The organism is Rubrimonas cliftonensis (assembly GCF_900107585.1).
GTDB lineage: Bacteria > Pseudomonadota > Alphaproteobacteria > Rhodobacterales > Rhodobacteraceae > Rubrimonas > Rubrimonas cliftonensis.
Map to the genome: position 1 here is coordinate 14,764 of NZ_FNQM01000022.1, position 23,224 is coordinate 37,987.

At 71.4% G+C, this 23,224-nt stretch carries 25 protein-coding genes and 1 pseudogene; 21 read left to right on the forward strand and 5 right to left on the reverse strand.

All coding sequences use genetic code 11. From position 1 onward, the window contains the following. Nucleotides 1–42: 42 nt before the first annotated feature. The 5 genes from BLW43_RS19240 (at nt 43) to BLW43_RS19260 (ending at nt 4,576) form a co-directional block, all read left to right on the forward strand. Entirely contained in the window at nt 43–900 is an 858-nt protein-coding gene (locus tag BLW43_RS19240) for a site-specific integrase (RefSeq protein WP_139284150.1), read from the forward strand. After that, a complete protein-coding gene (locus tag BLW43_RS19245) occupies nt 897–2,306 on the forward strand; it encodes a site-specific integrase (RefSeq protein ID WP_093255959.1) in 1,410 nt (469 codons plus the stop codon). Before BLW43_RS19240 ends, BLW43_RS19245 begins: the two co-directional genes overlap by 4 nt. A gap of 302 nt (nt 2,307–2,608) precedes the next feature. After that, the gene (locus BLW43_RS19250) at nt 2,609–3,019 is read left to right on the forward strand and encodes a hypothetical protein (RefSeq protein WP_093255961.1); all 411 of its coding nucleotides are present in this window, start codon (nt 2,609–2,611) and stop codon (nt 3,017–3,019) included. A gap of 510 nt (nt 3,020–3,529) precedes the next feature. Beyond that, entirely contained in the window at nt 3,530–3,979 is a 450-nt protein-coding gene (locus tag BLW43_RS19255) for a hypothetical protein (RefSeq protein WP_093255962.1), read from the forward strand. Between the two features lie 105 nt (nt 3,980–4,084). After that, complete coding sequence (locus BLW43_RS19260; RefSeq protein WP_093255963.1) at nt 4,085–4,576, forward strand: 3'-5' exonuclease; 492 nt, start codon at nt 4,085–4,087, stop codon at nt 4,574–4,576. Nucleotides 4,577–5,074: 498 nt separating this feature from the next. On the opposite strand, the gene BLW43_RS19265 is transcribed toward BLW43_RS19260, so the two are convergent. After that, nucleotides 5,075–6,016: a hypothetical protein gene (locus BLW43_RS19265; RefSeq protein WP_175479009.1), complete on the reverse strand. Its 942-nt coding sequence runs from the start codon at nt 6,014–6,016 to the stop codon at nt 5,075–5,077. On the opposite strand from BLW43_RS19265, the gene BLW43_RS19270 reads away from it, so the two are divergent. After that, the gene (locus tag BLW43_RS19270) at nt 6,015–6,479 is read left to right on the forward strand and encodes a hypothetical protein (RefSeq protein ID WP_093255966.1); all 465 of its coding nucleotides are present in this window, start codon (nt 6,015–6,017) and stop codon (nt 6,477–6,479) included. The two genes, BLW43_RS19265 and BLW43_RS19270, sit on opposite strands and share 2 nt — an antisense overlap. Before the next feature lie 775 nt (nt 6,480–7,254). Continuing rightward, a pseudogene (locus tag BLW43_RS19280) lies at nt 7,255–7,551 on the forward strand (IS5/IS1182 family transposase); the annotation flags it as partial. A gap of 9 nt (nt 7,552–7,560) precedes the next feature. Here the strand turns inward: BLW43_RS19280 and BLW43_RS19285 are convergent. Then, a complete protein-coding gene (locus BLW43_RS19285; protein ID WP_093255970.1) occupies nt 7,561–7,767 on the reverse strand; it encodes a hypothetical protein in 207 nt (68 codons plus the stop codon). Nucleotides 7,768–7,802: 35 nt separating this feature from the next. On the opposite strand from BLW43_RS19285, the gene BLW43_RS19290 reads away from it, so the two are divergent. Both BLW43_RS19290 and BLW43_RS19295 read left to right on the forward strand, forming a co-directional pair. Beyond that, on the forward strand, nt 7,803–8,060 hold the full coding sequence (locus BLW43_RS19290) for an antitoxin (RefSeq protein ID WP_093255971.1): 258 nt from the start codon (nt 7,803–7,805) through the stop codon (nt 8,058–8,060). Next, a complete protein-coding gene (locus BLW43_RS19295) occupies nt 8,060–8,467 on the forward strand; it encodes a type II toxin-antitoxin system VapC family toxin (RefSeq protein WP_093255973.1) in 408 nt (135 codons plus the stop codon). Before BLW43_RS19290 ends, BLW43_RS19295 begins: the two co-directional genes overlap by 1 nt. Before the next feature lie 425 nt (nt 8,468–8,892). Here the strand turns inward: BLW43_RS19295 and BLW43_RS19300 are convergent, their stop codons facing one another. Genes BLW43_RS19300 through BLW43_RS19310 form a run of 3 tightly spaced genes read right to left on the reverse strand, consistent with a single transcriptional unit; the run spans nt 8,893 to nt 11,462 of the window. Then, nucleotides 8,893–9,525, reverse strand: coding sequence for a response regulator transcription factor (locus BLW43_RS19300; protein WP_093255974.1), 633 nt, complete (start codon nt 9,523–9,525; stop codon nt 8,893–8,895). Then, complete coding sequence (locus BLW43_RS19305) at nt 9,518–10,945, reverse strand: LapD/MoxY N-terminal periplasmic domain-containing protein (RefSeq protein WP_093255976.1); 1,428 nt, start codon at nt 10,943–10,945, stop codon at nt 9,518–9,520. Before BLW43_RS19305 ends, BLW43_RS19300 begins: the two co-directional genes overlap by 8 nt. After that, on the reverse strand, nt 10,938–11,462 hold the full coding sequence (locus tag BLW43_RS19310; RefSeq protein WP_139284152.1) for a hypothetical protein: 525 nt from the start codon (nt 11,460–11,462) through the stop codon (nt 10,938–10,940). Before BLW43_RS19310 ends, BLW43_RS19305 begins: the two co-directional genes overlap by 8 nt. A gap of 341 nt (nt 11,463–11,803) precedes the next feature. Between BLW43_RS19310 and BLW43_RS19315 the strand changes: the two genes are divergently transcribed. The 12 genes from BLW43_RS19315 (at nt 11,804) to BLW43_RS19370 (ending at nt 22,350) form a co-directional block, all read left to right on the forward strand. Then, the gene (locus BLW43_RS19315) at nt 11,804–13,687 is read left to right on the forward strand and encodes a methanol/ethanol family PQQ-dependent dehydrogenase (RefSeq protein WP_093255979.1); all 1,884 of its coding nucleotides are present in this window, start codon (nt 11,804–11,806) and stop codon (nt 13,685–13,687) included. Nucleotides 13,688–13,762: 75 nt separating this feature from the next. Further along, nucleotides 13,763–14,584 (forward strand): methanol oxidation system protein MoxJ, encoded by an 822-nt coding sequence (moxJ, locus tag BLW43_RS19320; RefSeq protein WP_093255980.1) that lies wholly within the window; start codon nt 13,763–13,765, stop codon nt 14,582–14,584. Between the two features lie 20 nt (nt 14,585–14,604). Beyond that, the gene (moxG, locus tag BLW43_RS19325) at nt 14,605–15,129 is read left to right on the forward strand and encodes a cytochrome c(L), periplasmic (RefSeq protein WP_093255982.1); all 525 of its coding nucleotides are present in this window, start codon (nt 14,605–14,607) and stop codon (nt 15,127–15,129) included. 121 nt (nt 15,130–15,250) lie between these two features. Then, nucleotides 15,251–15,535: a methanol dehydrogenase gene (locus BLW43_RS19330; RefSeq protein WP_093255983.1), complete on the forward strand. Its 285-nt coding sequence runs from the start codon at nt 15,251–15,253 to the stop codon at nt 15,533–15,535. Nucleotides 15,536–15,625: 90 nt separating this feature from the next. After that, the gene (locus BLW43_RS19335) at nt 15,626–16,660 is read left to right on the forward strand and encodes an AAA family ATPase (RefSeq protein WP_093255985.1); all 1,035 of its coding nucleotides are present in this window, start codon (nt 15,626–15,628) and stop codon (nt 16,658–16,660) included. Continuing rightward, a complete protein-coding gene (locus BLW43_RS19340; protein ID WP_093255986.1) occupies nt 16,657–17,544 on the forward strand; it encodes a DUF58 domain-containing protein in 888 nt (295 codons plus the stop codon). The genes BLW43_RS19335 and BLW43_RS19340 overlap by 4 nt, the downstream gene beginning before the upstream one ends. Continuing rightward, nucleotides 17,541–18,371 (forward strand): nonribosomal peptide synthetase MxaA, encoded by an 831-nt coding sequence (locus tag BLW43_RS19345; protein ID WP_245731138.1) that lies wholly within the window; start codon nt 17,541–17,543, stop codon nt 18,369–18,371. Before BLW43_RS19340 ends, BLW43_RS19345 begins: the two co-directional genes overlap by 4 nt. Continuing rightward, nucleotides 18,368–19,405, forward strand: a complete 1,038-nt coding sequence (locus BLW43_RS19350) for a vWA domain-containing protein (RefSeq protein ID WP_245731139.1) — start codon at nt 18,368–18,370, stop codon at nt 19,403–19,405. Before BLW43_RS19345 ends, BLW43_RS19350 begins: the two co-directional genes overlap by 4 nt. Further along, on the forward strand, nt 19,402–19,956 hold the full coding sequence (locus BLW43_RS19355) for a hypothetical protein (protein ID WP_093255988.1): 555 nt from the start codon (nt 19,402–19,404) through the stop codon (nt 19,954–19,956). The genes BLW43_RS19350 and BLW43_RS19355 overlap by 4 nt, the downstream gene beginning before the upstream one ends. 8 nt (nt 19,957–19,964) lie before the next feature. Next, entirely contained in the window at nt 19,965–20,930 is a 966-nt protein-coding gene (locus BLW43_RS19360) for a vWA domain-containing protein (RefSeq protein ID WP_093255989.1), read from the forward strand. Further along, nucleotides 20,927–21,457 (forward strand): SRPBCC family protein, encoded by a 531-nt coding sequence (locus tag BLW43_RS19365; RefSeq protein ID WP_175479010.1) that lies wholly within the window; start codon nt 20,927–20,929, stop codon nt 21,455–21,457. Before BLW43_RS19360 ends, BLW43_RS19365 begins: the two co-directional genes overlap by 4 nt. A gap of 32 nt (nt 21,458–21,489) precedes the next feature. Beyond that, nucleotides 21,490–22,350: a cytochrome c gene (locus BLW43_RS19370; protein ID WP_093255993.1), complete on the forward strand. Its 861-nt coding sequence runs from the start codon at nt 21,490–21,492 to the stop codon at nt 22,348–22,350. Nucleotides 22,351–23,224: the final 874 nt, after the last annotated feature.

A 23,224-nucleotide genomic window follows, 5' to 3' on the forward strand; every position in this document is an offset into this window, starting at 1 on the left:
GAGGCGCTGCGCGCCATCGCCGACAAGGTGAACCCCGCGATCGTGGGCACGAAGCTGGCCGCCGGGGGGGTCAAGAAGAACGTCTACGCGGCGCGGCAGATCGGGGAGCGGCACGCCCGCAAGCTCAAGGCGTTCAACGACATCGGCGCGATGCGGCGCTGGTTCGAGGCGCCCGACGTTCTGTGGCGGCGCGCGACGGCGCCGCTGCGCGAGGGCCGCGCGATCACGGACGACGAGGTGGCGCTCGCCCGCACCGCACTCATCGCCCAGATCGGCCAGCGCGCGATCCCGGCGCGGCGCGAGAACTTATGCAGCCTCCGCTTCAAGGGCGACGACCCGCACCTCACGCTGCCCGCCGGCGACGGCGAGGGAAGGTTGCAGATCCCCGCGGGGGAGACGAAGACTGGCGTCGGCGTCATCGTCGTCCTCGACCCCGAGACGGTCGCACGGCTGAAGGTCTACATCGACCGCATCCTGCCCGTCGCCCGAAAGCTCGCGCAGGCGCATGACGACAACCCGCACCTGTTTCCCGGCGACCACCTCATTGCGAAGGACCGCCTCTACGAGAGCGGCTGCGGCTTCATCACGCCGTCGAAGGCCAACACCCGCTTCCGTCAGCACCTGCTGCGCTGGTGCGGGATCGACCTCAACATGCATGTCATGCGGCACCTCGCGGCCAAAGTAATTCTCGACGAAGATCCGTCGGCGATGGCGCTCGTCCAGGTCATGCTGGGTCATCTGTGGATCAAGACGACCGAGAGCTACTATGCGGAGGTCAGCAAGATCATCGCCCAGCGGCGCTGGCAGGCGCTGCTGAGCGCCGGCGCGCGCAGGGCGATGGCCGGGCTGCGCTTCCACGTAGGTCCCGGCGACATCTTCAACGGCAGGAGGGCGGCATGATCGACCCGGTTCGGAAGCGGCGCCCCCGCTTCAGCATGGCGCGGTGGCCCGAGGCGATCCGGACGGCGTTCCTCGCCGCCTTCGGCGCGCCCGCCACCCCCAACGACCGCAGGCTCGCGCGCAGCTACGACCGCTGGCTCGAGGCGGCCGCAGCCGAGGGCCTGCCGCCCGACGTGGCGACGCAGGAGCTATGGCGCCGCCGCAGCGCCGGGCTGCCGACGCCCGACGCCAACGCGATGCGCGCGGCGGTCGCGGCGGTGCATGACGCGCATGTCGTGCTGTTCGCCCGGGAGACGCCCACGCGCGTGCGGCTCGACGCGCGCGTCAAGCTCGCCCGTCTCGTGGCCCGGCGGCTCGCGGAATGGCCGGGGCCGTGGCGCGAGGCCGGCGTCCCGCTGCTGGCGGTCGATCCCGACGGGCTGCTCGACGGCCGGCTCGTCGCCGCCTGGTCGCCCGCGACGGTGAAGTTGCGCGTCTGGGCGCTCACCCGGCTGCTGCGTCATGCCGCCGGCGCCGGCCTCGCCGTCGACGTCACGCCGAGCGTCGTGAAGTCGTGGCTCGCCCGCGAACAGGAGCGCGTGAAGCGCCAGGAGACGCGGATCACCTACGCCGTGATCACCCTCGGCGCCGCGGCGGCGCTGGCGCCGCATCTCATGCCCGGGCGGGACTGGCGATGGCTCACTGCGGCGGCCGAGGGCCTGAAGAAGGTCGGCAAAGGCGCACCCAGCCGCAACGAGTCTCGGCTGGCGTCCGCGCTCGAGCTGCTCCTCGTCGGCCGGGCCCTCTTCGCCGACGCCTGTACGCGCCTCGCCGCCGCGACCGGTCGACGACAGCGGACGAAGGCGCTGCGCCAGGCCCGCGCGGGCTTGGCGATCTGCCTGCTCGTCTGGACGCCGATCCGGCTGGGGTCGCTCGTCGGCCTCGATCTCGACCGGCACTTCGACGCCGCGCTCACCCGCCTGCGGCTCGAGGCGGACGAGACCAAAGAAGGCGCGGCGGACGAGCGCGAGATCGCGCCGGAGCTGCGCGCCATGCTCATGCGCTACATCGAGAACTTCCGGCCGATCACGGCGGCGGCTGCGTGCCGCACGCTCTTCGTGTCGGAGCGCACCGGCGGGCCGATGGACGCCGACCGCCTGTCCGGCGACGTCACCACGGCATGCAAGGCCATGCTTGGCCGCCCGGTCAACGTTCACGCGTTCCGCCACGCCGTCGCGACCTACATCGCCTCCGAAGCTCCGACGGAAGTTCCGTTGGCGACCACCGTCCTCAACCACGCCAGCGACAAGACGACGAAGGCCTACAACCGGCGCGCGGACCAGATGGTCGCCAGCCGCACGCTCGCCGCCGCCCGGGCCGCCGCCGCGCGAAAGGTTGTGGCGCGACCAGCACGTACCAGCACGTAGCGGATAGAGGAATCGCCCGCCCGCCGCTGCGCCGACCCCCTTGGGTGAGGCCGGCGCGGCGGCGGGCGGGCTGATCGAAGGCAAGGTCGGGGACGCGTTCGACGCAGCGCCGGCGAACGGCTGTCGCCGGATCCAGCGCCCGAAGACCGACCGTGGGGTTACTGCAACAGTTCTGGATGACCTGCGGGTCCGGCCGACCTTTTCGCGCCCAGCGGCGCGCACCACGCTGCGCCGCTTGCGCGGCGCGGAACCCACCTCGTCATCGCCGCGATCGACACGGCGTCAAGAAGGAGCGTCTTTCCATGTCCGTTCAGTCCGATCGCCCCGGCCTCGTCGCCGAGCTGTTCGCCATCGCCGTCGCCGACGCGCTCGTCGCGGTCGACCTCTCGCTGGGGGAGTGGGTCGCCGTGCTGGAGGCGCACAACGGCGGGTTCTCGGGGCGCCGCGCCTGGTTCGAGGAGAGCGCCCGAATGCAGCTCCGGCTGCTGGCGCAGGGCGTCCACGACGATGCGCCGAACGACAACCTCAACCTGGCCCGGCGGATCGACGCCTTGCCGACGCTCCAGAGTATCGCGATCATGGACGTCGTCGACCGCTTCTGGACTCCGAGCGGGATCGTGGAGGGCGGAATGCAGGGCTTGCTGGAATCGCTGGGCGTCGTCTTCTCCAGAACCGGGCATGCGAGGCTCCGGCGCGCCGCCGCACTGGTGTAGTTCGATCGACGGCGGCGGCCTGCGGATCCGATCACGGACGTCGCGCGGCTCACGATCAAGGCGGGCACGCGCCCATCGTTGCGCGACATGCCGGGTCGCTTCTCCGCCGCCGCGCCGGCCCTGTTGGTGAGGCCGGCGCGGCGGCGGCGCGGCTCCCGGGAGACGACGGGGCGGACCGGGCGACGGCCAGCCGGCGAGGAAGCGGCCGGTCGTCATGACCGCGACGTCGGAAGTTCGCGCCGGCGACACGCGCATGCTCTTCCCCCGGCAGGCGGGCGGCGCGCCGGCCGCGTCCGACGGCTCTCTTGGTAAGCCGTCGCGACGCAGGCAGCCGCCGGAACAGCGACGGCGCGCGCGCTTGCGGGCGTCGACGGCGCGGCGACCCCTCCGGATCCGGCGCCCTCGGCGTCGGGTCCGTCCGCCTGGCCGATCTCGCCGCACGCGCCTTCTCGCGCCGCCGCGCGCTCTTGACCGGACATTCCCGTCCGTCGCAGCGCGGAGACCACCCCCATGACCGACGTTTCCTTCCTCGACATCTGCGGGGGCTTCCTGCGCCAGCACGTGCTGTCGGCGCTGACCCGCAGCCTCGACGATGAGCCCGGCGACGACGCGGCCCGCGAGCCGCTGCTCGCTTGCGTGCGGGCCTGGGTCGCCGATCTCGCCGCCGGGTGGGACGCCGTCGCTCTGGAGCCAGCGCGGTTGGCGCACGTGCTGGAGACGGTCTGGCGGCTATCCATCGTCCGACTGCTGCCGAGCCCCGACGCGGAGGGCCGCTTCGTCGACGTCGCCGTGCGGGCCGACCTTACGCGCGCGCTCGACCTCGCCGTCGCCGCCGTCAGGGCGCTCGACCTGCTTCGGGACACCGATGTCATCGATCGCTTCAGCGCGCGGCGGTTCGCGCTGGTCGAGGCCATGGCGGACGCCGGGGATCCGAGAGCCGAGGTGCGCGGCACGGCGTAACGCCATCGGCGGGCCGCCCTCCGACCTCAGCGGTGGCCGCGGCGGTCCGGCCATGCCGTCGCGGCCGCCGCGTGTCCTTCGTGTTCACCAACCAGGGAGTATGTGATGCGTTTCGTGTTCCTGGACTTCGAGGCCAGCGGTCTCCACCGGGACAGCTGGCCCATCGAGGTCGGCCTTGCCTGGATCGCCGACGGCGCCATCCGCGTCGAGGCGTCCCTCATTCGCCCCGACCCGGACTGGCCGATTGCGGCATGGTCGGCGGAGAGCGCCGCGGTGCACGGCATCCCGCTCGCCGAGCTTGCGACCGCTCCGCCCGCCGGGGCCGTCGCCGGCCGCTTCGCCGCCCTCATGTCCGATGCGCTGGTGCTGTCCGACGCGCCGGAATTCGACCAGCGCTGGCTCGATCGGCTGCTCGCGACGCTGCCCGAGCCGCCGGCAATCATCCTGCGGGACTTCGACGCCGAGACGCACGGCGCCTTCACGGCCCATGCGCTCGACGCCGTCTACGAGCAGCTGAACCTGATCCGGGCGCCGCACCGCGCCGGCCCGGACGCCGCGCGGCTGGCGAAGGCATGGCTGGCGGGCTCGCGCAGGTGACCCGCGCCGCGCGGGACCACGGACGCTCCCGCCCCGCCGCGGCGGGGGCGCCCGAGCCCCAGCCCATCGGAGGACAGGGCGCAGGTCCGGGGCGCTGACCGCACGCGCGACGCCGGCTCCCTCGGGCGCAGCTGTCGTCGAGCGCGCGGCCTGCGCCGAAAGCGGAAGAAAGCGGGCGGTGGCGCGGCGGCGCGCGGAAGGCCGGCGCGGGCGACGTCGGCGAAGCCTTGAGCCGGGGTATTGTCCCCGGCGCCATCGGAAGGTTCCACCATGTCCGACGCCATCGCTCTCTGCTCGCCCGAAAGTCTCGCCCTGCTGCGCGCCGACGCCGCCGCGCGCGCTCGCGCGCTCACGGTCAACGCCCGCATCGCCGTAGCCGACGGCGCGCTCGCCCGGCTCGCGGCGCGCCACGCCGACGCGAGCGGGCGCCAGGCGGCGCGCCGGCTCGTCGCCGCCTTCCTTGCCGAGACGCCGTGGTCGCCAGCAACGGGCCGCGACCTAGCTGCGGTGATCCGCGCCCTCGCCGTGGCCGCGTCCCGCAGCCCGATGGCGGCGGCGCAGCTCGACGCGCCGCTCGCGCGGTTGCACGAGCTCGCCGCCCAGGCGCGGGCCCTGACGGCCGCGCAGGCCGCTGTCGCCGCCCTCGCGCCCGCCGACATGGCGGCGCTGCGGCTCGGCGTGAAGCGGCGCTGAGCCTGCCGGGGCCGTCGCGGCGCCCCGCTGCGGTGCGATCGATGCTGCCGTCGCGTCGGGCTGCGGCTCCGCGCGCGGCGCGACGGCGGCGGCGGCGTCGGCGATCTTCGGGTCGGTCATGACGGGCTCCTCAAGCTGCGCGATCGGGCTCGCGCACGGCGTGGCGGCGGCGGGCGCGGGACGCTTCGCGTCGGCATCCTTCGCCGCCGCGGCGGCCTCGAGCCGCGCGAGAACCGCGCGGCGTGAGGCCAGGTGCGCCAGCAACGCCGCGTGCGCCTCCCCCTCGAGCCGGTCGCGCTCGGCGTAGTGCGCCTCGAGAAGGGCGTCAAAAGTGGTGGCGGCGTCCGCCGCGATGCGCGCCATGCCGGCTTCTAGCGCCGCGTCGAGCGCCGCGACGTCGGCGTCGGACAGCAGCGCGAACGCGGTCGCCTCGGCGACGCAGGCGGTGCCTGTGGTCGTCATGGGATCCGTTCCCCCGTGAAGCGCCGCGGTCGTGGGCGGCTGGGGAGCAGGTCGGTTCAGGCGGGAAATTCCGAGGCGCGCACCCCCCATAAAAACGATCCGCGCCCGCCGCTGACCAGCGTCGCGCCATGCTTGGCCACCCAGGCCGGACTTCCCCCGGCCTAGCGCCGCCTGGCGGCGCTGAGCCGTCGGGACGGCCGTCCCGAACGAACCGGGCGCGGTGTGCCCGGTCTTGACCCCCTTGCCCGTTCGTCCCGCACCCCCGGGGGTCGAGGAGACCGCCATGTCGCTCAAACCCTTCAACGCCGTCGCAGCGCTTGTCGCGCTGCTGCTGTCGGACATCGCGCCCGCGGTGATGCGGCAGATCCGGACCGACCCCCGCGCGTGCGACAATCCCGGCTTCGCCGTCTCGATCGCTCGTCTCGAGACCTGGCTCTCCACGCTCGCCCGCCGCCGGGCCGCCGCCCTCACCGCCGCTCGCCTCGCCGAGGCGCTGCGTGCGGCCTTCATCATCGCGGCGAGTCGGGGCCGGATCGTCATCGACCGCCGCGACCGGGATGGCGGCCAGCTCGAGGTGGAGGCGAGCGATCTGGCGCTGGTCGAGATTGTCCGTGAGCTCGCCGCAGCCCTCGACCATCGCCGCGGCGGCGCGGTTGCCGCGGCGTTCGACGCCTGGCGTGACGAAACCCTGGACAGGGCTTTCGCCCTCGGCCGCGCTGCCGCCCACGGCGAGCGGGGGGACGGGTAGAACTCCCCTCTCAGTAATATACGTGCTGCCACACGACGTTGAGCGTGCGGCGCTTCGGCGGACCATGGGCAGGCTTCCCCGCCAGCTGGTTGGTCCACCGCCGGGTCGAGATGGCGTGGCCGTGATCCTACGGGCTCGGTCCGCGTCCCTTGGAGGCGCAGACCGCTGGCGTCACCGGATGGCGTCGGGCGGACACGCCGCAAGCCCCTCCCCCTTCGGGCGCACGGAGCCAAGGCTTTCCGTGAGCATCGCGGCGGCGCCCTGGCGACGGTGAGGTTGCCTCGCGCTGCCCTGCTCGATGGGCCCGCCCGGGCGCGAGGCGGCGGTTGCGGTCCGTCTATGCCGCGGGACGCGCCGAGATGGAACGCCGGGGCGTCCCGACCGCGGCCGGATCGGACACGGGCTTTCCGGAGCCGAGGAGCGCCGCCATCACCAGCTGCATCTCGCCGCGCGAAAAGATGAAGTCGCGGAACGCCTCGATGGAGGGAACAGCGACGCCGCGCTCGCGCGCGACGTCGGCGAAGCACCCATACACGGTCTCCATCTCGCCGAGACGGCGATACGCCGCGGGACGCAGCGCATCGAGCCTGTCCACCTCGTCGAGCAGCGCCCCAATGGCGCCCGCAATCGCCGCATCACATTCAAGAGCGCGGGCCAGCCTCAGGCCCGCGTCGCCGTCCAGCGGACCGCTCGCGCCAAAGTTCCGGAGATCCGAGTGCGCCAGGCGCCAGCGCTTTCCCTCCAGAACCAGGACGAACGCGCACCCCGCGCGCGCAGCCAGGTGCTGATCAGCGGCGCACGGCGCGGCCTGACGCCGGCGCTGGCGAAACTCCTGCGGCGCCGAAGCAGCATCGAGCCCGAGATCGGCCACATGAAGACCGACGGCAGGCTCGCGCGATGCGCCCTGAAGGGAACCCTCGGCGATGCGCTCTTCGCCGTCCTCTGCGGCTGCGGCCACAACATCCGCAAGATCCTCGCCCACCTCAGGGCTCTCTTGCGCGCCATCGTGACCCTGATCCTGACGATCATCATCCCGCCGCAAGGCCGGCAAATCCCCTACGCCGCAGCCTGATCGCATTGTTCAAAGCGAACTATCGTTCTCGACCTGGCGCGGCTCTTGGACCTGCAGGCGCCGGGCCTCTACCCGGTGCGCATCCTCGACCACGAATGGCGCGCCCGCGGCGTCCACGAGGGCGACATCCTGATCGTCGACGCCGCGGCCGAGCCGTCGGCCGGCAAGGTCAGCGTCGCGTTCCTGTACGGCGTCATTGCCGATCTTGCGGAGCACGTGATATATCCTGAAAAGATATATTGGAGGATCTCATGGCCGACACGGCGAAGGTGTTTATGAGTGGGCGGTCGCAGGCTGTGCGACTGCCCAAAGCCTACCGGGTCGACGCCGCAGAAATGACCATCGAGCGCGTCGGCGACACGCTGGTCCTCCGGCCCGTCCGGCCGGACGCGTTGGAGCGGTTCTTGCAACAGCGTGACGCGCATCTCGCCGCGCACCCCGACGATGTCTTCCCCGACCGGGATCAAGCGGAATGGGACGACGGCGCCGTCGATAAAGCCTTTCGTTGATGGCGTACCTGCTCGACGCCAACGCGCTGATCTCGGTGCTGCGTCGTGGTAGCAAGTCGCCTGTTGCGACGCAGATGCGCGAGCACGCGGACGCGCTGTCGACGTCGATGCTTGCGGCGGAGGAACTCTACCGCGGCGCCTGGCGCAGCCAGCGCGTGGAGGAGAACCTGGTGTCCGTCGATAACCTGCTAGCCGTCGCGACGCCGCTAGACTTCACCCGCGAAGACGCGCGCGTCGCAGGCCAGCTCGACGCCACGCTCTCGGCCCGGGGCCAGCGCATCGGGCCGTTCGACACGCTAATCGCCGCCCAGGCGCTGGTGCGCGAGCTCGTGCTCGTCACGCACAACATGCGGGAGTTCGGGAAGGTTGACGGGCTGCGGACGGAGGACTGGGAAGCCGCCAAATAATCGCGTCTGCGCCAAATAATCGCGTCTGCGCCAAATAATCGCGTCTGCGCCGTTCCCGCCGGTCGAAGCCTGTGGACGACTCACTCAGGTCCTGCCGTTCGTTGACGGCGGGTGCCGACCGGGGGGTATGGCAGCCTCTGCGCAGGAGCCGCCGTTCGCAGCGAGCGCAGCCGGCGAGCTTCGTCCAACTCCCGCTGAACCACACACGCCGGTCGGGGTCTGTGGGCGGCTCTCGCAGGAGCGGTCGCTCGCGTCCTGAAGTCTGCGCCTGTCATATCGGGTAGTGGCCGATCCATTGCGCCATGTCCGGGGTTTTGGAGAGCTCCTCAAGAAGCCGCCTTTCAAAGTCGGTCTCTGGGCAATGACGGGCGCGGCGGCAGTTGCGTTATTGCGGCCATCAGCCCAAGTCGCCTGCGCATCGGGCGTCAGGCCGTGTCGAAATAGTCGATGGCCTTAACCACCAGCTCGGCGATGCTTGACGCCTTGAGCTTCTCGCGCAGCGAATGGCTGACATTGGCTACGGTCTTGTAGCTGACGCAGATGGCGCTGGCGATCTCGCGATAGGAGCGGCCCGCGGCGAGCATGCCGAGAATCTCCATTTCGCGTTCGGTGAGCCGGATCTCCGCCCCCGGCGAGCTTGGTCGGCTGAGCATCGCGATGCGCGTGGCGATAGCCGGAGACACGTAGAAGCCGCCGCTCGACAGGGTGCTGAAGGCCGCGTTGATCTCCTCCGGGGGGCTGTCCTTGTTGACGAAGCCGTTGCAGCCGGCTTCAAGCGCGCGGCGCGCGATGATCGGGCTGCGGTGCATGGAGAATACCAGCACCGGCGTCCGCGCGTCGTGGAGACGGAGGCGCCGCAGCAGGCGCACGCCTGCCATCTTGTTGTCGCCAAAGGAAAGGTCCAGCACGATCATGTCCGGCCGATGGGCGCGGTAGGCCCGTAGTCCGGCAAGTGGAGACGCGGCCGAGTAGACGTCGCAGGCGCCGGATGCGCGGGCGATGCGCTCCCAGCCCTCGGCGACGACCGGATGATCGTCGATGATCAGGACGCTAGGCATGCTGCTTCTCCGGATGCGTCGCGCCCGACGGCGGTGGCCTGTTGGTCTCGTCAAGCGGCAGCGACAGCTCGGTGACGGTGCGGTTTCCGGCGCGTTGGGGCGGGACGAACCGTGCGCCGATGGCCCGCGCGCGGTCCATGATGCCGATCAGACCGTAACTCGGCTCCGTCACGCCATTGGGTGGCCCGCGCCCGTCGTCGATGACGCGGACGACGAGGCGGCGCGGCGCTGGTCCGGCCTCCGGGGCGAGCTCTATGCGGACCTGCTGCGCCCTGCCGTGACGCACGGCGTTGAGCACGCTCTCCTGCGCGAACCGATAGATGCAGAGGTCGACGACTTCGCCGAGCGACAAGGGTTGCGCCACCACCTCAATGCGGGTGCTCGGAGCTATGTCCATGAAGGAGCAAGCCATCTCGCCGAGCATCTCGTCAAGGGACGCGTCGCCGGGCAGCATGGGTCGCAGGCTCGCGATCGCCGAGCGCGTCAGCCGCTGGAGGGCCTCGGCATGGCGCTGGAGCGCCCCAAGCGCCTCGCAGAGCGGGGCGGCGAGCATTGGCGGCGCGTCCAGGGCGAGCACCTGCGCGTCACGCAGCGCGACGCGAAGGGCGAATAGGCTCGGCCCGACGCCGTCATGCAGGTCGCTTGCAAGTTGGCTGCGCTCCGCCTCGCTCAGCGTCAGTAGCCGCCGCTGGAGACGCTCGTTCTCGCGCTGCTCGCTTTCGAGATGGGTGGCGAGCGCGTTCACGCCCTCGGCCAGCGCGGCGAATTCGGACAGTCCCTGTTCCGGGGCGCGCGCCGTGACGTCGCCCGCCCGGAGCCGGTCTAGCGCGTCGCGGCAGACGCCGAGCCGTCGCAGGATCGCGAGGATCATCGCGAGCGCGAAGGCCAGCGCGACCATGCCGGCGCCGGCGATGGTCGGCATGACCAGCCTGAAGTCCTCCCACACCTCCTCGATCTCGTCCGCCGGATCGCTGACGAGCCGCACGTTGCCCAAAATGTTCGGGTAGCGCGTGATCGGAAAGCTACTCAGGCGGGGCTCGGGCGCCAGCATGGCTGCGAACCATTCCGGCGCGGCGCGCGGCTCGAGGGGAACGCCCGACCCCTCGGAAAGCACGACGCCGATCGGGTCGGTGACGTAGGCGGCGACATGGCGCAGGTGGTCGATCTCCCGCGCCAGTTCGATCGCAGCCAGCATCGTGTCTGGCGCGTCGGAGAAGCGCGCGCTGCGCTCTTCGATGATGCCGGAGGCGATGCGGTAGGCGCTCGCGATCTCTTCCTCGACCGACCAGCGCGCGTTGGTGAGGAAGATCGTTCCGACCACGACGCTGAGCGACAGGCTCAATCCGGCGACGCCGAAAACGGCGAGCAGTCTGAGCGAGGCCGTCGGCTTGCGGTCGGGTGTGGCGGCGCCCTCAGTCATCGCTGGCGCGATAGGCTGCGCGGATGTCGAGCACCGCCTCGTCGTGGCTCTCGCCCTGCCGGCGCAGCACCAGATAGTGCTGCGCAACCTCGCCGAGGGTCTGATTGCGATCGTTGCCGGCGCGCCAGTCGAAGTCCTCGAGCAGACGCCGGATTGAGACGCCGCCGTCCAGTGCGCCGACCTCGCGGTGCAGCTGCGCCACGCGGTTTGCAATCATCCGCGGCGTCTCGTGGTAGTGTTGTCCGGCGCGCGTGAGCAGGGCCGCGTAGAACGCGGCGTCGCCCGTCGAGATCCCGTCGCCGCCGCCGTCGAGCGCCGCGAGCCAGGCGCCGGGGCGGCGGTCGTCCTCGACGGTGAGCCAGTCTGGCCGCACGGGCGCATCCGCCGCCGGGGACGGCGAAGCCGACGCCGCGACCTCGGCCCTTGCGTCCTCCGCCCGGTTCTCTATCGCCCCGTCGTCGCATGCCGCGACCGACGCGGCGAGCGCCAGCGCCGCAGCGCCTCGCCACGCACCCACCGCCGCTTCCTCCACACTTGGTCGCGTCCGTCATTCAAGGACGACGCTTTCGATACACGGTAGCGACGGATCGGGACTGCGCAAGCAACGGGGCGGTCGCGGGCGAGTTTGCCGGCAGATCGGGAAGAACTTCCCGTTCAGTTCGGGAGGCCGGCCTACAGACACCTCACTCTCACTGTTATTTGATGGCGGAAGCGAACGGTTGCGGGCCGCTGATCCCGCCAACCGCCCGCTCACAACACCGGAGCCGCAGGCTTGTCGGAGAGGGCGCGCCGTTGCGTCCGGTCCGTCCGCAAGCGCGCAAACCGGCCCATGACAGGTTGCAAGGGAGCGCAACGCCCATGAAGCTCAATCGCAGGAACGGCGCGTCGGTCATCGCGCTGATCGTCGGACTGACTGCCGCCGCCTCCGTCAGCGCCAACGACAGACTCGTCGAGATGGCCGACGACCCGACGAACTGGGTGATGACCGGCGGCGACTACAACGCCGGCAACTACTCGAAGATGGACCAGATCGCCAAGGACAACGTGAGGAACTTGCGCCCGGCGTGGTCGTTTTCCACCGGCGTCCTGCATGGCCACGAAGGAACGCCGCTGGTGATCGGCGACGTGATGTACATCCACTCTCCGTTCCCCAACACCACCTTCGCGGTCGATCTTAATGAGCCGGGCAAGATCCTCTGGCAGAACAAGCCCAAGCAGAACCCGACCGCTCGCTCGGTCGCTTGCTGCGACGTGGTCAACCGCGGTCTGGCGTACTGGCCCGGCGATGACGGCGTCGAGCCGCTCATCTTCCGCACGCAGCTCGACGGCCACATCGTCGCGATGAGCGCCAAGACCGGCGAGACCCGCTGGATCATGGAGAACAGCGACATCAAGGTCGGCTCCACTCTGACCATCGCGCCCTATGTCATCAAGGACATGGTGATCGTCGGCTCGTCGGGCGCCGAACTCGGCGTGCGCGGCTACGTCACCGCCTACGACGTCAAGACCGGCGAGCAGCAGTGGCGCGCCTACGCCACTGGCCCCGACGAGGACATCCGCCTCGCTGAGGACTTCAACCTCGCCAACCCGCACTATGGCCAGTTCAACCTCGGCACCGAGACGTGGGAGGGTGACGCCTGGAAGATCGGCGGCGGCACCAACTGGGGCTGGTACGCCTACGACCCCGAGGAAGACCTGTTCTACTACGGTTCGGGCAACCCGGCGCCGTGGAACGAGACCATGCGCCCCGGCGACAACAAGTGGACCATGGCGATCTGGGGCCGCGACCCGGACGACGGCATGGCCAAGTTCGCCTATCAGAAGACGCCGCATGACGAATGGGACTACGCTGGCGTCAACGTGATGATGCTGTCCGAGCAGACCGACAAGGAAGGCAATCCGCGCAAGCTGCTGACCCATCCGGACCGCAACGGCATCGTCTACACGCTCGACCGCACCAACGGCGACCTGATCTCCGCCGACAAGCTCGACGACACGGTGAACTGGGTCAAGACGGTGGAGCTCGACACCGGCCTGCCTGTCCGCGACCCCGAATTCGCCACCCGGATGGACCACAAGGCGCGCGACATCTGCCCCTCCGCGATGGGCTACCACAACCAGGGCCATGACAGCTACGATCCCGAGCGCGAGCTGTTCTTCATGGGGATCAACCACATCTGCATGGACTGGGAGCCGTTCATGCTTCCCTATCGCGCCGGTCAGTTCTTCGTCGGCGCGACCCTCTGGATGTATCCCGGCCCGAAGGGCGACCGTCAGAACTACCTCGGGCTCGGCCAGGTGAAGGCCTACAACTCCATCACCGGCGACTACAAATGGGAGGTCATGGAACGCTTCTCCGTCTGGGGCGGCACCATGGCGACTGCGGGCGGGCTCACGTTCTACGGCACGCTCGACGGCTTCCTCAAGGCCCGCGACAGCGACACGGGCGAACTGCTGTGGAAGCACAAGCTCCCGTCGGGCGTCATCGGCCACCCGATGACCTACGAGCATGACGGCGTGCAGTACGTCGCGATCTACTACGGCGTCGGCGGCTGGCCGGGCGTGGGCCTCGTGTTCGACCTTCAGGATCCGACCGCCGGCCTCGGCGCGGTGGGCGCCTTCCAGCGACTGCACGAGTACACCCAGATGGGCGGCGGCGTGATGGTGTTCTCGCTTGACGGCATCAGCCCCTACAGCGACCCGAACGTGGGCGAGTACCAGCCGAACGGCGACAGGACCTGAGTCTGCGGGAGCCGGCGGATCTCTCCGCCGGCTCCACGTCTCACCCCCCGAACGCCACCTGCAGGGAACTCCATCATGCGAATTGCGCAACTGCTCGCCGGCGCCGCGCTCAGCGCGCTCGCCTTCGCCGGCCATGCCGCCGAACCGCTCCGCGTCTGCTCATCGACCCAGGACGCGCCGTTCTCGACATCCGCGCGGGACGGTTTCGAGAACCGGATCGCAGAGGTTCTGGCGCGCGAAACCGGCCGAGACCTCCAGCATGTCTGGATCGACAAGCCCGCCATCTACCTCGTGCATCTCGGCGTCGATCAGGGCATCTGCGACGTGGTGATCGGCGTTGACGCGGGCGACACCCGCCTGCTCAGCAGCAAGCCGTACTACCGTACGGGATATGTCTTCGTCAGCCGCCACGACCGCGACTTCGAGGGCGCCCGCTGGCAGGACGCCGACACCCCGGGCTTCACGCGGTTCAGCTACCGCTTCCATTCTCCCGCCGAGACCATCCTGAAGTACACCGGCCGCTACGAAGACAACCTCGCCTACACCTACGGGCTGATCGACTTCAAGTCGCGCCGCAACCAGTACATCAACGTTCCCGCCGAACGGGTGATCGAGGAAGTTGTAGGCCGCGAAGCCGATCTGGCGATCGCCTTCGCGCCCGAGGTCGCGCGCTATGTGCGCGACTCCGCCGACCCGCTGCGCATGACGATGATCAGCAACGAGATCGAGCGGAGCGACGGGGTAATCATCCCGCTGCAGTACAATCAGGCGGTGGGCGTCGCCAAGGAGAAACCGGGCCTTCTCGCCGAGATCAACGCGGCTCTCGAGAGCGGCGCTGCGGAGATCCGGGCCATTCTCGAGGCCGAGGGCGTACCCCTTCTGCCCGCCGGCAGCTGACCCCGCATCCGGAGGAATTGATGTCGCGTCTCTACACTGCCGCCGCCCTGTCAGCGTCGCTCGCCCTTTCGGGCGTCGCCGTCTGGGCCGGCCAGACATTCTACCACGTCACGGAGGGCACTCCGCTTGATCTCTCCGACGCCATGGAGGAGGGCCGCGACACCGAGGCGGTGAAGCATTTCTTCAGTACGGGCGTGAATCTCTACAACGAGAACCCGGCGGTGATGGCTGAGGCCGAGGAGGTCTATGCCGGCATGTGCTCGGGCTGCCACGGCCACTACGCCGAGGGCAAGATCGGGCCGGGTCTCAACGACGACTACTGGAGCTATCCCCAGAACGAGGAGGACGCGGGCCTCTTCGCCACCGTCTACGGCGGCGCGCGCGGACAGATGGGCCCGATGTGGGGCGCGCTGACGCTCGACGAGATGCTGCTGGCGATGGCCTGGGTCCGGCACCTCTACACGGGCGCCCCCGAGACCGCGATTTGGCTGACCCCCGAGCAACGGGCGGCCTTCAAGCCCTTCGAACCCGGCGCTGGCGGCTAGCCCGCGCCCCGAGACCGGCCGCGCCCCTGCCGGGGCGCCGCCACCGCAGCGGCCGCCTGCGGACTATTGCAACGACGGCCCGGCGCTGCGCCGACACACCCAGACCCAGGAGGACAACACCATGAAGACCCTCGCCCTCACCGCGTTCGCCTTCGCCCTCGCCGGCGCCGCGTCGGCCTATGACGGCACCAACTGCAAGGCGCCCGGCAACTGCTGGGAGCCCAAGCCCGGCTATCCCGATCAGGTCGCCGGCTCGAAGTACGACCCGCAGCATGATCCGGCGGAACTCAGCAAGCAGCAGGAATCCATCACCGGCATGGAGGCGCGCAACGCCGCCCGCGTTGCGCATTTCAAGGCCACCGGCGAGTTCGTCTATGACGTGAAGAAGATCCCCGGCGCCAACTGATCGCCTCGCGCCGAGGAACCGCGCGCGCCGTCTCTCCCGCGGCGCGCGCGGTCATCGCCTCTTCCGACCCTCGCAGTGGATGCGTGCTTCATGCCCCAGGATGGATCACCCCCGCCCAGTCTCGCGGACTGGCGTCGACGCGCGCTCGACGCCGAGACCGGGCTCAACGGCGCGGTGCTGGGACAGGCCCGGGCCGTCCGCCTCATCATGATCGCCGTCTTTTGCAGGGGCCATGTGCTGCTGGAGGGCGATGTCGGCGTCGGCAAGACCACGCTGCTGCGAGCCGTCGCGCGCGCGGTGGGCGGCCCGTTCACCCGCGTCGAGGGCACCATCGACCTCATGCCCGGCGACTTTCTCTACGACGCCTCGATCGGCGAGGATGGACGACCGCGGGTGGACCCCGGGCCCGCGCTCGCCCATGGCGAGGATCTGTCGATCTTCTTCTTCAACGAGATCAATCGCGCTCGTCCGCAGGTGCACGCGCTCCTGCTGCGGATGATGGCCGAACGCAGCGTCACCGCCTTCCGCGCCGAGCATCGCTTCCCGCACCTGCAGGTGTTCGCTGACCGCAACCAGATCGAGCGCGACGAGACGTTCGAGCTTCCCGCCGCCGCGCGCGACCGCTTTCTCATGGAGATCGCCATCGCCGCGCCCGAAGACCCTGCGGACCGTATGGCGCTGGCCTTCGAAACGCGGTTTCACGACGTGGATCGGCTGATCGCGACCGTTGGCGAGGGGCTGCTGCCCTATCGCGGGCTGAACGCGGCCGCCGAGGCGATCCAGGCGCAGGTCGGGGCCAGCGACGCTTTGCGTGCCTACGTTTTCGGCCTTTGGGAAGCGCTGCGCGACCCGATCGCCGCCGGGCTTGAGATTGCCGGCGTTGACATGGCGAGGCTGGTCCGCGGCGGCGCCAGCCCGCGCGGGGCCGCCGCGCTGGTGCGCGCTGCGCGCGTCGCGGCGTGGCTTGAGGGGCGCGACGCGGCGCTGCCGCAGGACGTGCGCGCCGTGTTCGCGGCGGTCATGGCCCACCGCACCTTCCTCGCCCCGGTCTATGAAGGGCGGCGCGCCGCGCTGATGCCTGCGCTGATCGACGCCGCTTTCGCGCGGACCCCGGCCCCGGCATGAGCACGGTGGGAGCCGACGCGGGCGCTGCGACGGCGACGCTCTTCGAGGCCCTGGCCTGGCGGCTGCGCGCGCGCCAGCCGGGCGCCCGGCTCGGCCGTCAGCGCGGGCGACAACGCGGGGCCGGAGACGCCTTCGCCGACGTCGCGCCGCTCATGCGCTGGCCCGACCCGCGCCGGATCGACCTTCGGCGCAGCGCGCTTGACCCGTTCGGCGAGGTGTTCGTGCGGCGCTTCGAGACCCCGGCGGCGGTGGATGTGACCGTGCTGCTCGACTGGTCGGGGTCGTTGGCCGCCAGTGCCGCCGCCGACCGCCGCGCGATGGCCGCGATCCTCGCCGCGGGACTCGCCCAGGCCGCCGCCCGCGCGGGCGACCGCGTCTCGATCGTCGCAGCGCCGGGCGACGGGGCGGCGGTCATGATCCGCCCGCCCACCCGCCGCGCGGACGCAGACGCCATTCTCGACGCGCTTGCGGCGCTGCCGCCGCGCGGGGGCGATGCAGAACCGCTGCGCGCAGCGGCGGCCGAGACGCCGCTGCGCGGGGCGCTGGTGTTCCTGGTTTCGGATTTCGAGCTGTCGCCCGAGGCGCTCGATGACGTTCTTGGAACTCTGGATGGTCGCGACGTCGTCCCGCTCTGGCTGCGCGACACCGGGCTCGACCGCATCGCGCCGCGATGGGGCGTCTCGGAGATCGTCGACCCGGAGACCGGCGCTGCGCGGCTGGCGCTCACACGGCCAGCGCTTGCGCGCCGCCACGCAGCGGCGCGCGTCGCCGCGGCTGCCGCGCTGGAGACTGTGTTCGCCGCCCATGGCCGCGCGCCAATCATGCTCGCTGACCAAATCGACGTCGCCGAACTCGCGGCGGCGCTCGGAGAGGCGGCGCTGTGAAGGCGCTCTTGGCGGCCTTCATTGTTCTCTGCGGCGCGGCGGCGACTGCGCAGGAGCTGGTCCATACGCCGCCGCGCGTCCATGGCTGGTGGATGGGTGACGTGCTTGAGGAACGGCTCGCGCTGCCGGAAGGCTGGCGCGTCGATCCGGCGTCGCTGCCGCGACCGCGCGCGGTGGAGTACTGGCTCGACCTGCGCGCCGTGACGGTGGTCGAAGGCGAGATCGTGCTGGAATGGCAGACCTTCTACAGCCCGCTCGAGCCGCTTGAGCGCCGCGTGCCGCCCACGCCGTTGCGCCTGATCGGGCCGGACGGGCCGCGCGACTATTCGGCGCCTGGCTTCACGTTCGTCACCGCCCCGATCCGGCCGATCCTCGCGCCCTCGTCGCCTGACCAGCTTCGACCCGACGCGGACTTCATCGGCCAGGACGCGCGCGGCGCGCAGGCGCGCACGGCCGCCTTCGCCGCGCTCGCGCTGGCGGCCCTGGCGGGGCTCGCGCGCCATCAGGCCTGGCCGCCGTTTCGGCCGCGCCCGGCGCGGCCGCTGACGGCGGCGGCGCGCGCGGTGGCGCGGCTTGGTGATGACGGGCTCGCGGCGATGCGCGCGCTGCACCGGGGGCTCGACGCCGCTGCGGGGCGGGCGCTCGCCTCCGACGGGCTGGACGCCTTCCTGAGCGCCCGGCCGGAGTTGGCGCACTGCGCCGAAAGACTGCGGACCTTCTTCGCGCGCTCCGACGCCGCGTTCTTCGCTGCCGCCCCCGCCCCGTCGGCGGCCGAGATTGCCGAGCTTGCGCGCGCGCTGGCCGACGCTGAGCGGGGGCGCGCGTGATCGGCTTCGACCATCCGGCGGCGCTCGCGCTCGCCGCGCTCGCGGCGCTGCCGTTCCTGCGCCCCCTCCTGCGCCGGCCGCCCTTTCCCGCCCTCGCGCTGCTGCCCCGCGATCCCGCCTCGCGGGCGTTGTCATGGGCGCTGCGGGGGGCCGGGGCGCTGGCCTTCGCGCTGCTGGCGCTTGGGCTCGCCGGGCCGCATCTGCCGGGCGGCCATGTCGAGCGGGTGGGCGTCGGCGCCAGCCTCGTGCTGCTGATCGACCGCTCGTCGAGCATGGACAACAGCTTCGCCGGGCGCGCCCCGGGCGGCGGCGAGGAGAGCAAGTCCGCCGCCGCGCGCCGCATCCTGCTCGACTTCATCGATCGGCGCGGGGATGACCGCATCGGGGTCGCCGAGTTTTCCACCGCGCCGCTGATGGCGCTGCCGATGACCGACAGCCGCAACGCCGTGCGCGCAGCCGTCGCCGCCATCGACGAGCCGGGTCTGTCGCAGACCGACGTTGGGCGCGGCCTCGCCATGGCGCTCGGCATGCTGGACGCGGCGTCGGAGACCGGCTCGCGCGCCGTCCTTCTGGTTTCGGACGGCGCCGCTGTCATCGCGCCGGAGGTGCAGGAGACGCTGCGCGCCGAGGCCGCGCGCCGGGCCACCAACATCTACTGGCTCTACCTGCGCACGGAGGGCGCCAAGGGCATCTTCGAGCCGCCGGCGCCGGGCGAGATCGACAGCCCTCAGCTGCGTCCCGAGCGCCACCTGCACCTGTTCCTGCAGCGGCTCGGCGCGCCCTATCGCGCCTTCGAAGCCGAGGACGCCGCGGCGGTCGAGCGGGCGGTCGCGGAGATCGACCGGCTGGAGGCGCGGCCGATCCTTACCCGCGCCGCCACCCCGCGCCGCGACCTCGCGCCCTGGTGCTGGGGCGTCGCCGCGCTCTGCGCCGCCCTGCTGGCGCTCGCGCGGCTGGCCGAGCGCCCCTTCGCCGAGTGCGCGCCCGCCGCGCCGGTGCGCGCGCCTGGGGCCACGCTCGGAGGCGCGCGATGACGCCGCGCGCGGGTTTTCTGATCTGGGGCGCGCTGCTGACGCTGGGGCTCGGCGGGTTTGTCGCCAACGGCGTCGAGACGATGCGGCTCGCGCGCGAGAACGCCACGGTCCGGGCGCTCTCGGCGGGGCGCGACGCGCCAGTTTCGCCGTACGGCGCGCCCCATCCCGCCCATGCCCGCGCCCTGTTCCTGCTGGCGCGCGACCGGATCGAGCCGGCCGAGGCGCTGATGCCCGCCGTCTCCCGCGGCCCGGCGAGCCTTGCGGCGGGCGCGCAACTGACCCTCGGCAACGGCCGCATGCGGCGCGCCTTCATGCTGATCGAAGCGGCCAGGCGCGATGAAGCGATCCCGCAGGTGCAACTCGCCAAGGCCGCCTACCGCGCTGCGCTGAAGGCGGAGCCGGGCCTGTTCGACGCCAAAGTAAACCTCGACCTCGCCCAGCGGCTGGTGCGCGACCTGCCGCGCGTGGGGCAGGACGGGACGGAGGACCCCGAGAACCGCCCGCGCAAGGTCTGGACCGACCTGCCCGGCATGCCGCGGGGCGCGCCGTGATCCCCCGAATGCTCTCCCGCGCGCCGCGCGTCGCGCCGCCGCTGGCCGCAGCCGCGCTCGCCGCGCTCGCCGCCGCCAACCCCCGCTTCGAGACCGAGGTCGCGCTTCGCGACGTACTGATGGTGGTGGACGTCACCCGCAGCATGAACGCGCGCGACATGGGCGCAGCGGACGCACCGCTCTCGCGTCTCGCCGCGACCCGCGGAATGCTCACAGACTGGCTCGCGCGCCAGCCCTGCGGAACCCGCGTCGGGCTCGCAGTGTTCACCGAGCGCCGCACCCTCACCCTGCTGGAGCCGGTGGAGGTCTGCGCCGAGTTCGACGCGCTTGCCAGCGTGCTGGCCGGGCTTGACTGGCGCATGGCGTGGGAGGGCGACAGCATGGTGGCGCGCGGGCTGCACCATGCGATGGCGCGCGCCGCCGAGCTCGGCGTCTCGGTCGTGTTCGCCACCGACGGGCACGAGGCGCCGGTTCCCTCCTACGCTGGCCCGCCGCGCTATGACGGCCCCGCCGCGACTGGCGTGGCCGTCGGTGTGGGCGGCCCGACACCCGCGCCGATTCCGTTCTTCGACGACGACGGCCAGGAGGACGGCTTCTACGGACCCAACGACGTCAACCATGCGCCGATGCGCATGGGCGCACCGCCGTCCGACGCCGCAAGCCGCCCCGGATGGCACCCGCGCAACAACCCTTACGGCGAGGCCGACCTCGACGGGGCCGAGCATCTGAGCGCGCTGCGCGAGGCCCATCTGCGGGGCCTCGCGACGATCCACGGCCTCGGCTACGCGCGCTTGTCCGACGGACCGGAGGCCCTGAGCGCGGCGCTGGTCGCGTCCGCGCCGCCGCGCGTCGTCTCCCGTCCGCGCGCCTTAGGATGGCTCGCCGCCGCCGCAGGCCTCGCTGCGCTCGCCCTCGCCTATCTGCCCGCGCCCGGCTTCGGCCGGCGCGCCCATCGACCAAGGAGCCCCGCATGATCAGATCCCTTCTCGCCGCCGCGCTGGTCGCGCTCGCCGCCGCGCCCGCCGCCGCCCACGGGCCAACGCCGCAGCGAATGCGCATGGAGGCGGCCATCGCCGCCGAACCCGACCGCGTCTGGCCGCTGATCGCGCAGCTCGCCGCGATCGGCGTCTGGCACCCCGCGCTCGCCGACGTGGTGGTTACCGGCGGACCGGGACGCGGCGCGCTGCGGACGCTGACCTTTGCCGCTGGCGGCGCTGTGGTCGAGGGCGTGGACGACCTCGACGACGCGTCCCGCACCCTGCGCTGGCGGCTCAAGGAGCCCGACCCGGCCGCTTTCCCAGCGAGCTTCTACTCCAGCGACATCAAGGTGGAGCCGGCGCCGGAGGGTTCGCTCGTGACATGGTCGAGCAACTTCTACCGCGCCGACACCGGCAACTATCCCGACGAGACCCAGGACGACGCCGCCGCCGTCGCCGCGATGGAGGCGTTTGTGACCGAGGGGCTCGCGGGCCTCAAGACGCTGGCCGAGAGCCTCGACTGACGCCGCGCGGATCAGGGAAGGTGGCTTGCGGCATGGAGACCGACGCGAAGGCCGTGAATGCTTCACGGCATCGGCATCGGCGCCGCGGCCTCGCGCTCGCGGCGCTGCTGACGGCTGCGCCCGCCGCCGCCGAAAGCAACGACCACGCGACGCAGGTCGCGCGCGGGCGCTACCTCGTGGAGCAGGTCATGGCCTGCGCGGCCTGCCACAGCCCGCGCGGGCCAGAGGCCGCGGCGCGCCATCTCTCGGGCGGGTCGCGCGCCATCGAGACCGAGGGCTACACCGTTCACGCCGGCAACATCACGCCCGACGCAGCCACCGGCATCGGCGCCTGGAGCGACGCGGAGATCGCCGCCGCGATCCGCAAGGGCCGCGGGAGGGACGGTCGACCGCTCGCGCCCGAGATGCCGTCGGCGTTCTACGCCAGCCTCGCAGACGCCGACGTCGGCGCGGTGGTAGCCTATCTGCGGATCGTGCCTCCGGTGGCGAACGCGATGCCGGCGCCGGCCTATCGCGCGCCAGTTGCTGGCGAGACATGGCCGCGCGCCGACGCGCCCGGCCCCGCCGCGACGCCCGCCGAGCGCGGCGCCTATCTCGCAGCCGTCGCCTATTGCATGAACTGCCACGGTCGCGACGCCGACGACGCGCTGCGCCTCGAGACGCCCGGGGCCGGCGGCCATGTGCTGCGCGGTCCGTGGGGCGCCGTCGCGACCCCGGCGCTCGCAGGCGCGGCGCTGGTCGACTGGACCGACGCCGAGCTCGACGCGGCGCTGGCGAAGGGCGTCGGGCGCGACGGCGCGGCGTTCATCCCGCCGATGAACCGCGCGCGGTTCTACGGCGGGATGACTGCGCAGGACCGCTCGGATCTGATCGCGTGGCTGCGCAGCCTGTGAGCGGTCGCGCGGCATGAGCGCGCGCGGCGTCAGCCGGCTGCGCCCTCATGGATGTGAACAAGCACCGAAGTGTGACACCAAAAAGCATAGATATATCAATATTTTACGACACGATCGGCGTCGAAGCCCCGCGCCGAGCCACACCTGGGTCCCGACGCTCTTCACCACCACAAAGCGCATGACCGGACGCGACGCCGCCTCCGCGACGGCCTCCGCATCCGCGCGGTCGTTCGGCGGGCGGGCCGTCCACTGGACGCCCCGCTCATCCGCCTTACTCTGGCGCTTCACGAACGGCTTCCCGTAGGCCGCTGGCACAAGCCGCACCCCATGGCCGTGCTGTTCGCAACGCGACCCCATGATGCGACGTGGCACAGGCCTCCATCACCACCACGCAGGCCGGCTGCCCCGCCAGGAGCGCCGCCATCCGTGTCCGCGACAGCACCCAATCATATAGAACCGTCCGATCTGGCCCTACGGCAGACCTGAAAGCTGCACTTCGCCAGGTCGATCGCCAACATGCTGATCTTCATCATCATCGATGCGCCTTCCGCTCGGTTGCAATGCAACCATCATGGCATGCGAGATGCCGTTGGGTGAGGGCATCCACCGCATCAGTTCAGGCCCCCTCCTGCGCCAGCTTCTCAGAAACTGAGCGCCCGCGATGTCACGCTTGACCGATCATGACGCTTGGGGCCCATCTTCGGTCACGAATGAACCGACGAAACAGGGAGCACGCGATGCGGGGCGCCATTGCGCTATCGATGACCTTTGCGTTGTTCGCGGCGGGCGCCGGGGCGGCGGAGATCAAGGCCGCTGTCCTGCGCGTTGAGCGCGAGCGGCCTCTGCCCCTGTCGCGTCTTGACCTGCCCGCGGG

Coding starts and splice junctions, on each gene's coding strand:
- BLW43_RS19360 (WP_093255989.1), top strand. CDS start 19,965: ATGCTCTCCCGCGCGCCGCGCGTCGCGCCGCCGCTGGCCGCAGCCGCG.
- BLW43_RS19370 (WP_093255993.1), top strand. CDS start 21,490: ATGGAGACCGACGCGAAGGCCGTGAATGCTTCACGGCATCGGCATCGG.
- BLW43_RS19245 (WP_093255959.1), top strand. CDS start 897: ATGATCGACCCGGTTCGGAAGCGGCGCCCCCGCTTCAGCATGGCGCGG.
- BLW43_RS19365 (WP_175479010.1), top strand. CDS start 20,927: ATGATCAGATCCCTTCTCGCCGCCGCGCTGGTCGCGCTCGCCGCCGCG.
- BLW43_RS19330 (WP_093255983.1), top strand. CDS start 15,251: ATGAAGACCCTCGCCCTCACCGCGTTCGCCTTCGCCCTCGCCGGCGCC.
- BLW43_RS19265 (WP_175479009.1), bottom strand. CDS start 6,016: ATGGCGGTCTCCTCGACCCCCGGGGGTGCGGGACGAACGGGCAAGGGG.
- BLW43_RS19355 (WP_093255988.1), top strand. CDS start 19,402: ATGACGCCGCGCGCGGGTTTTCTGATCTGGGGCGCGCTGCTGACGCTG.
- BLW43_RS19340 (WP_093255986.1), top strand. CDS start 16,657: ATGAGCACGGTGGGAGCCGACGCGGGCGCTGCGACGGCGACGCTCTTC.
- BLW43_RS19255 (WP_093255962.1), top strand. CDS start 3,530: ATGACCGACGTTTCCTTCCTCGACATCTGCGGGGGCTTCCTGCGCCAG.
- BLW43_RS19270 (WP_093255966.1), top strand. CDS start 6,015: ATGTCGCTCAAACCCTTCAACGCCGTCGCAGCGCTTGTCGCGCTGCTG.
- BLW43_RS19305 (WP_093255976.1), bottom strand. CDS start 10,945: ATGACTGAGGGCGCCGCCACACCCGACCGCAAGCCGACGGCCTCGCTC.
- BLW43_RS19335 (WP_093255985.1), top strand. CDS start 15,626: ATGCCCCAGGATGGATCACCCCCGCCCAGTCTCGCGGACTGGCGTCGA.
- moxJ (WP_093255980.1), top strand. CDS start 13,763: ATGCGAATTGCGCAACTGCTCGCCGGCGCCGCGCTCAGCGCGCTCGCC.
- BLW43_RS19315 (WP_093255979.1), top strand. CDS start 11,804: ATGAAGCTCAATCGCAGGAACGGCGCGTCGGTCATCGCGCTGATCGTC.
- BLW43_RS19300 (WP_093255974.1), bottom strand. CDS start 9,525: ATGCCTAGCGTCCTGATCATCGACGATCATCCGGTCGTCGCCGAGGGC.
- BLW43_RS19290 (WP_093255971.1), top strand. CDS start 7,803: ATGGCCGACACGGCGAAGGTGTTTATGAGTGGGCGGTCGCAGGCTGTG.
- BLW43_RS19260 (WP_093255963.1), top strand. CDS start 4,085: ATGCGTTTCGTGTTCCTGGACTTCGAGGCCAGCGGTCTCCACCGGGAC.
- moxG (WP_093255982.1), top strand. CDS start 14,605: ATGTCGCGTCTCTACACTGCCGCCGCCCTGTCAGCGTCGCTCGCCCTT.
- BLW43_RS19295 (WP_093255973.1), top strand. CDS start 8,060: ATGGCGTACCTGCTCGACGCCAACGCGCTGATCTCGGTGCTGCGTCGT.
- BLW43_RS19250 (WP_093255961.1), top strand. CDS start 2,609: ATGTCCGTTCAGTCCGATCGCCCCGGCCTCGTCGCCGAGCTGTTCGCC.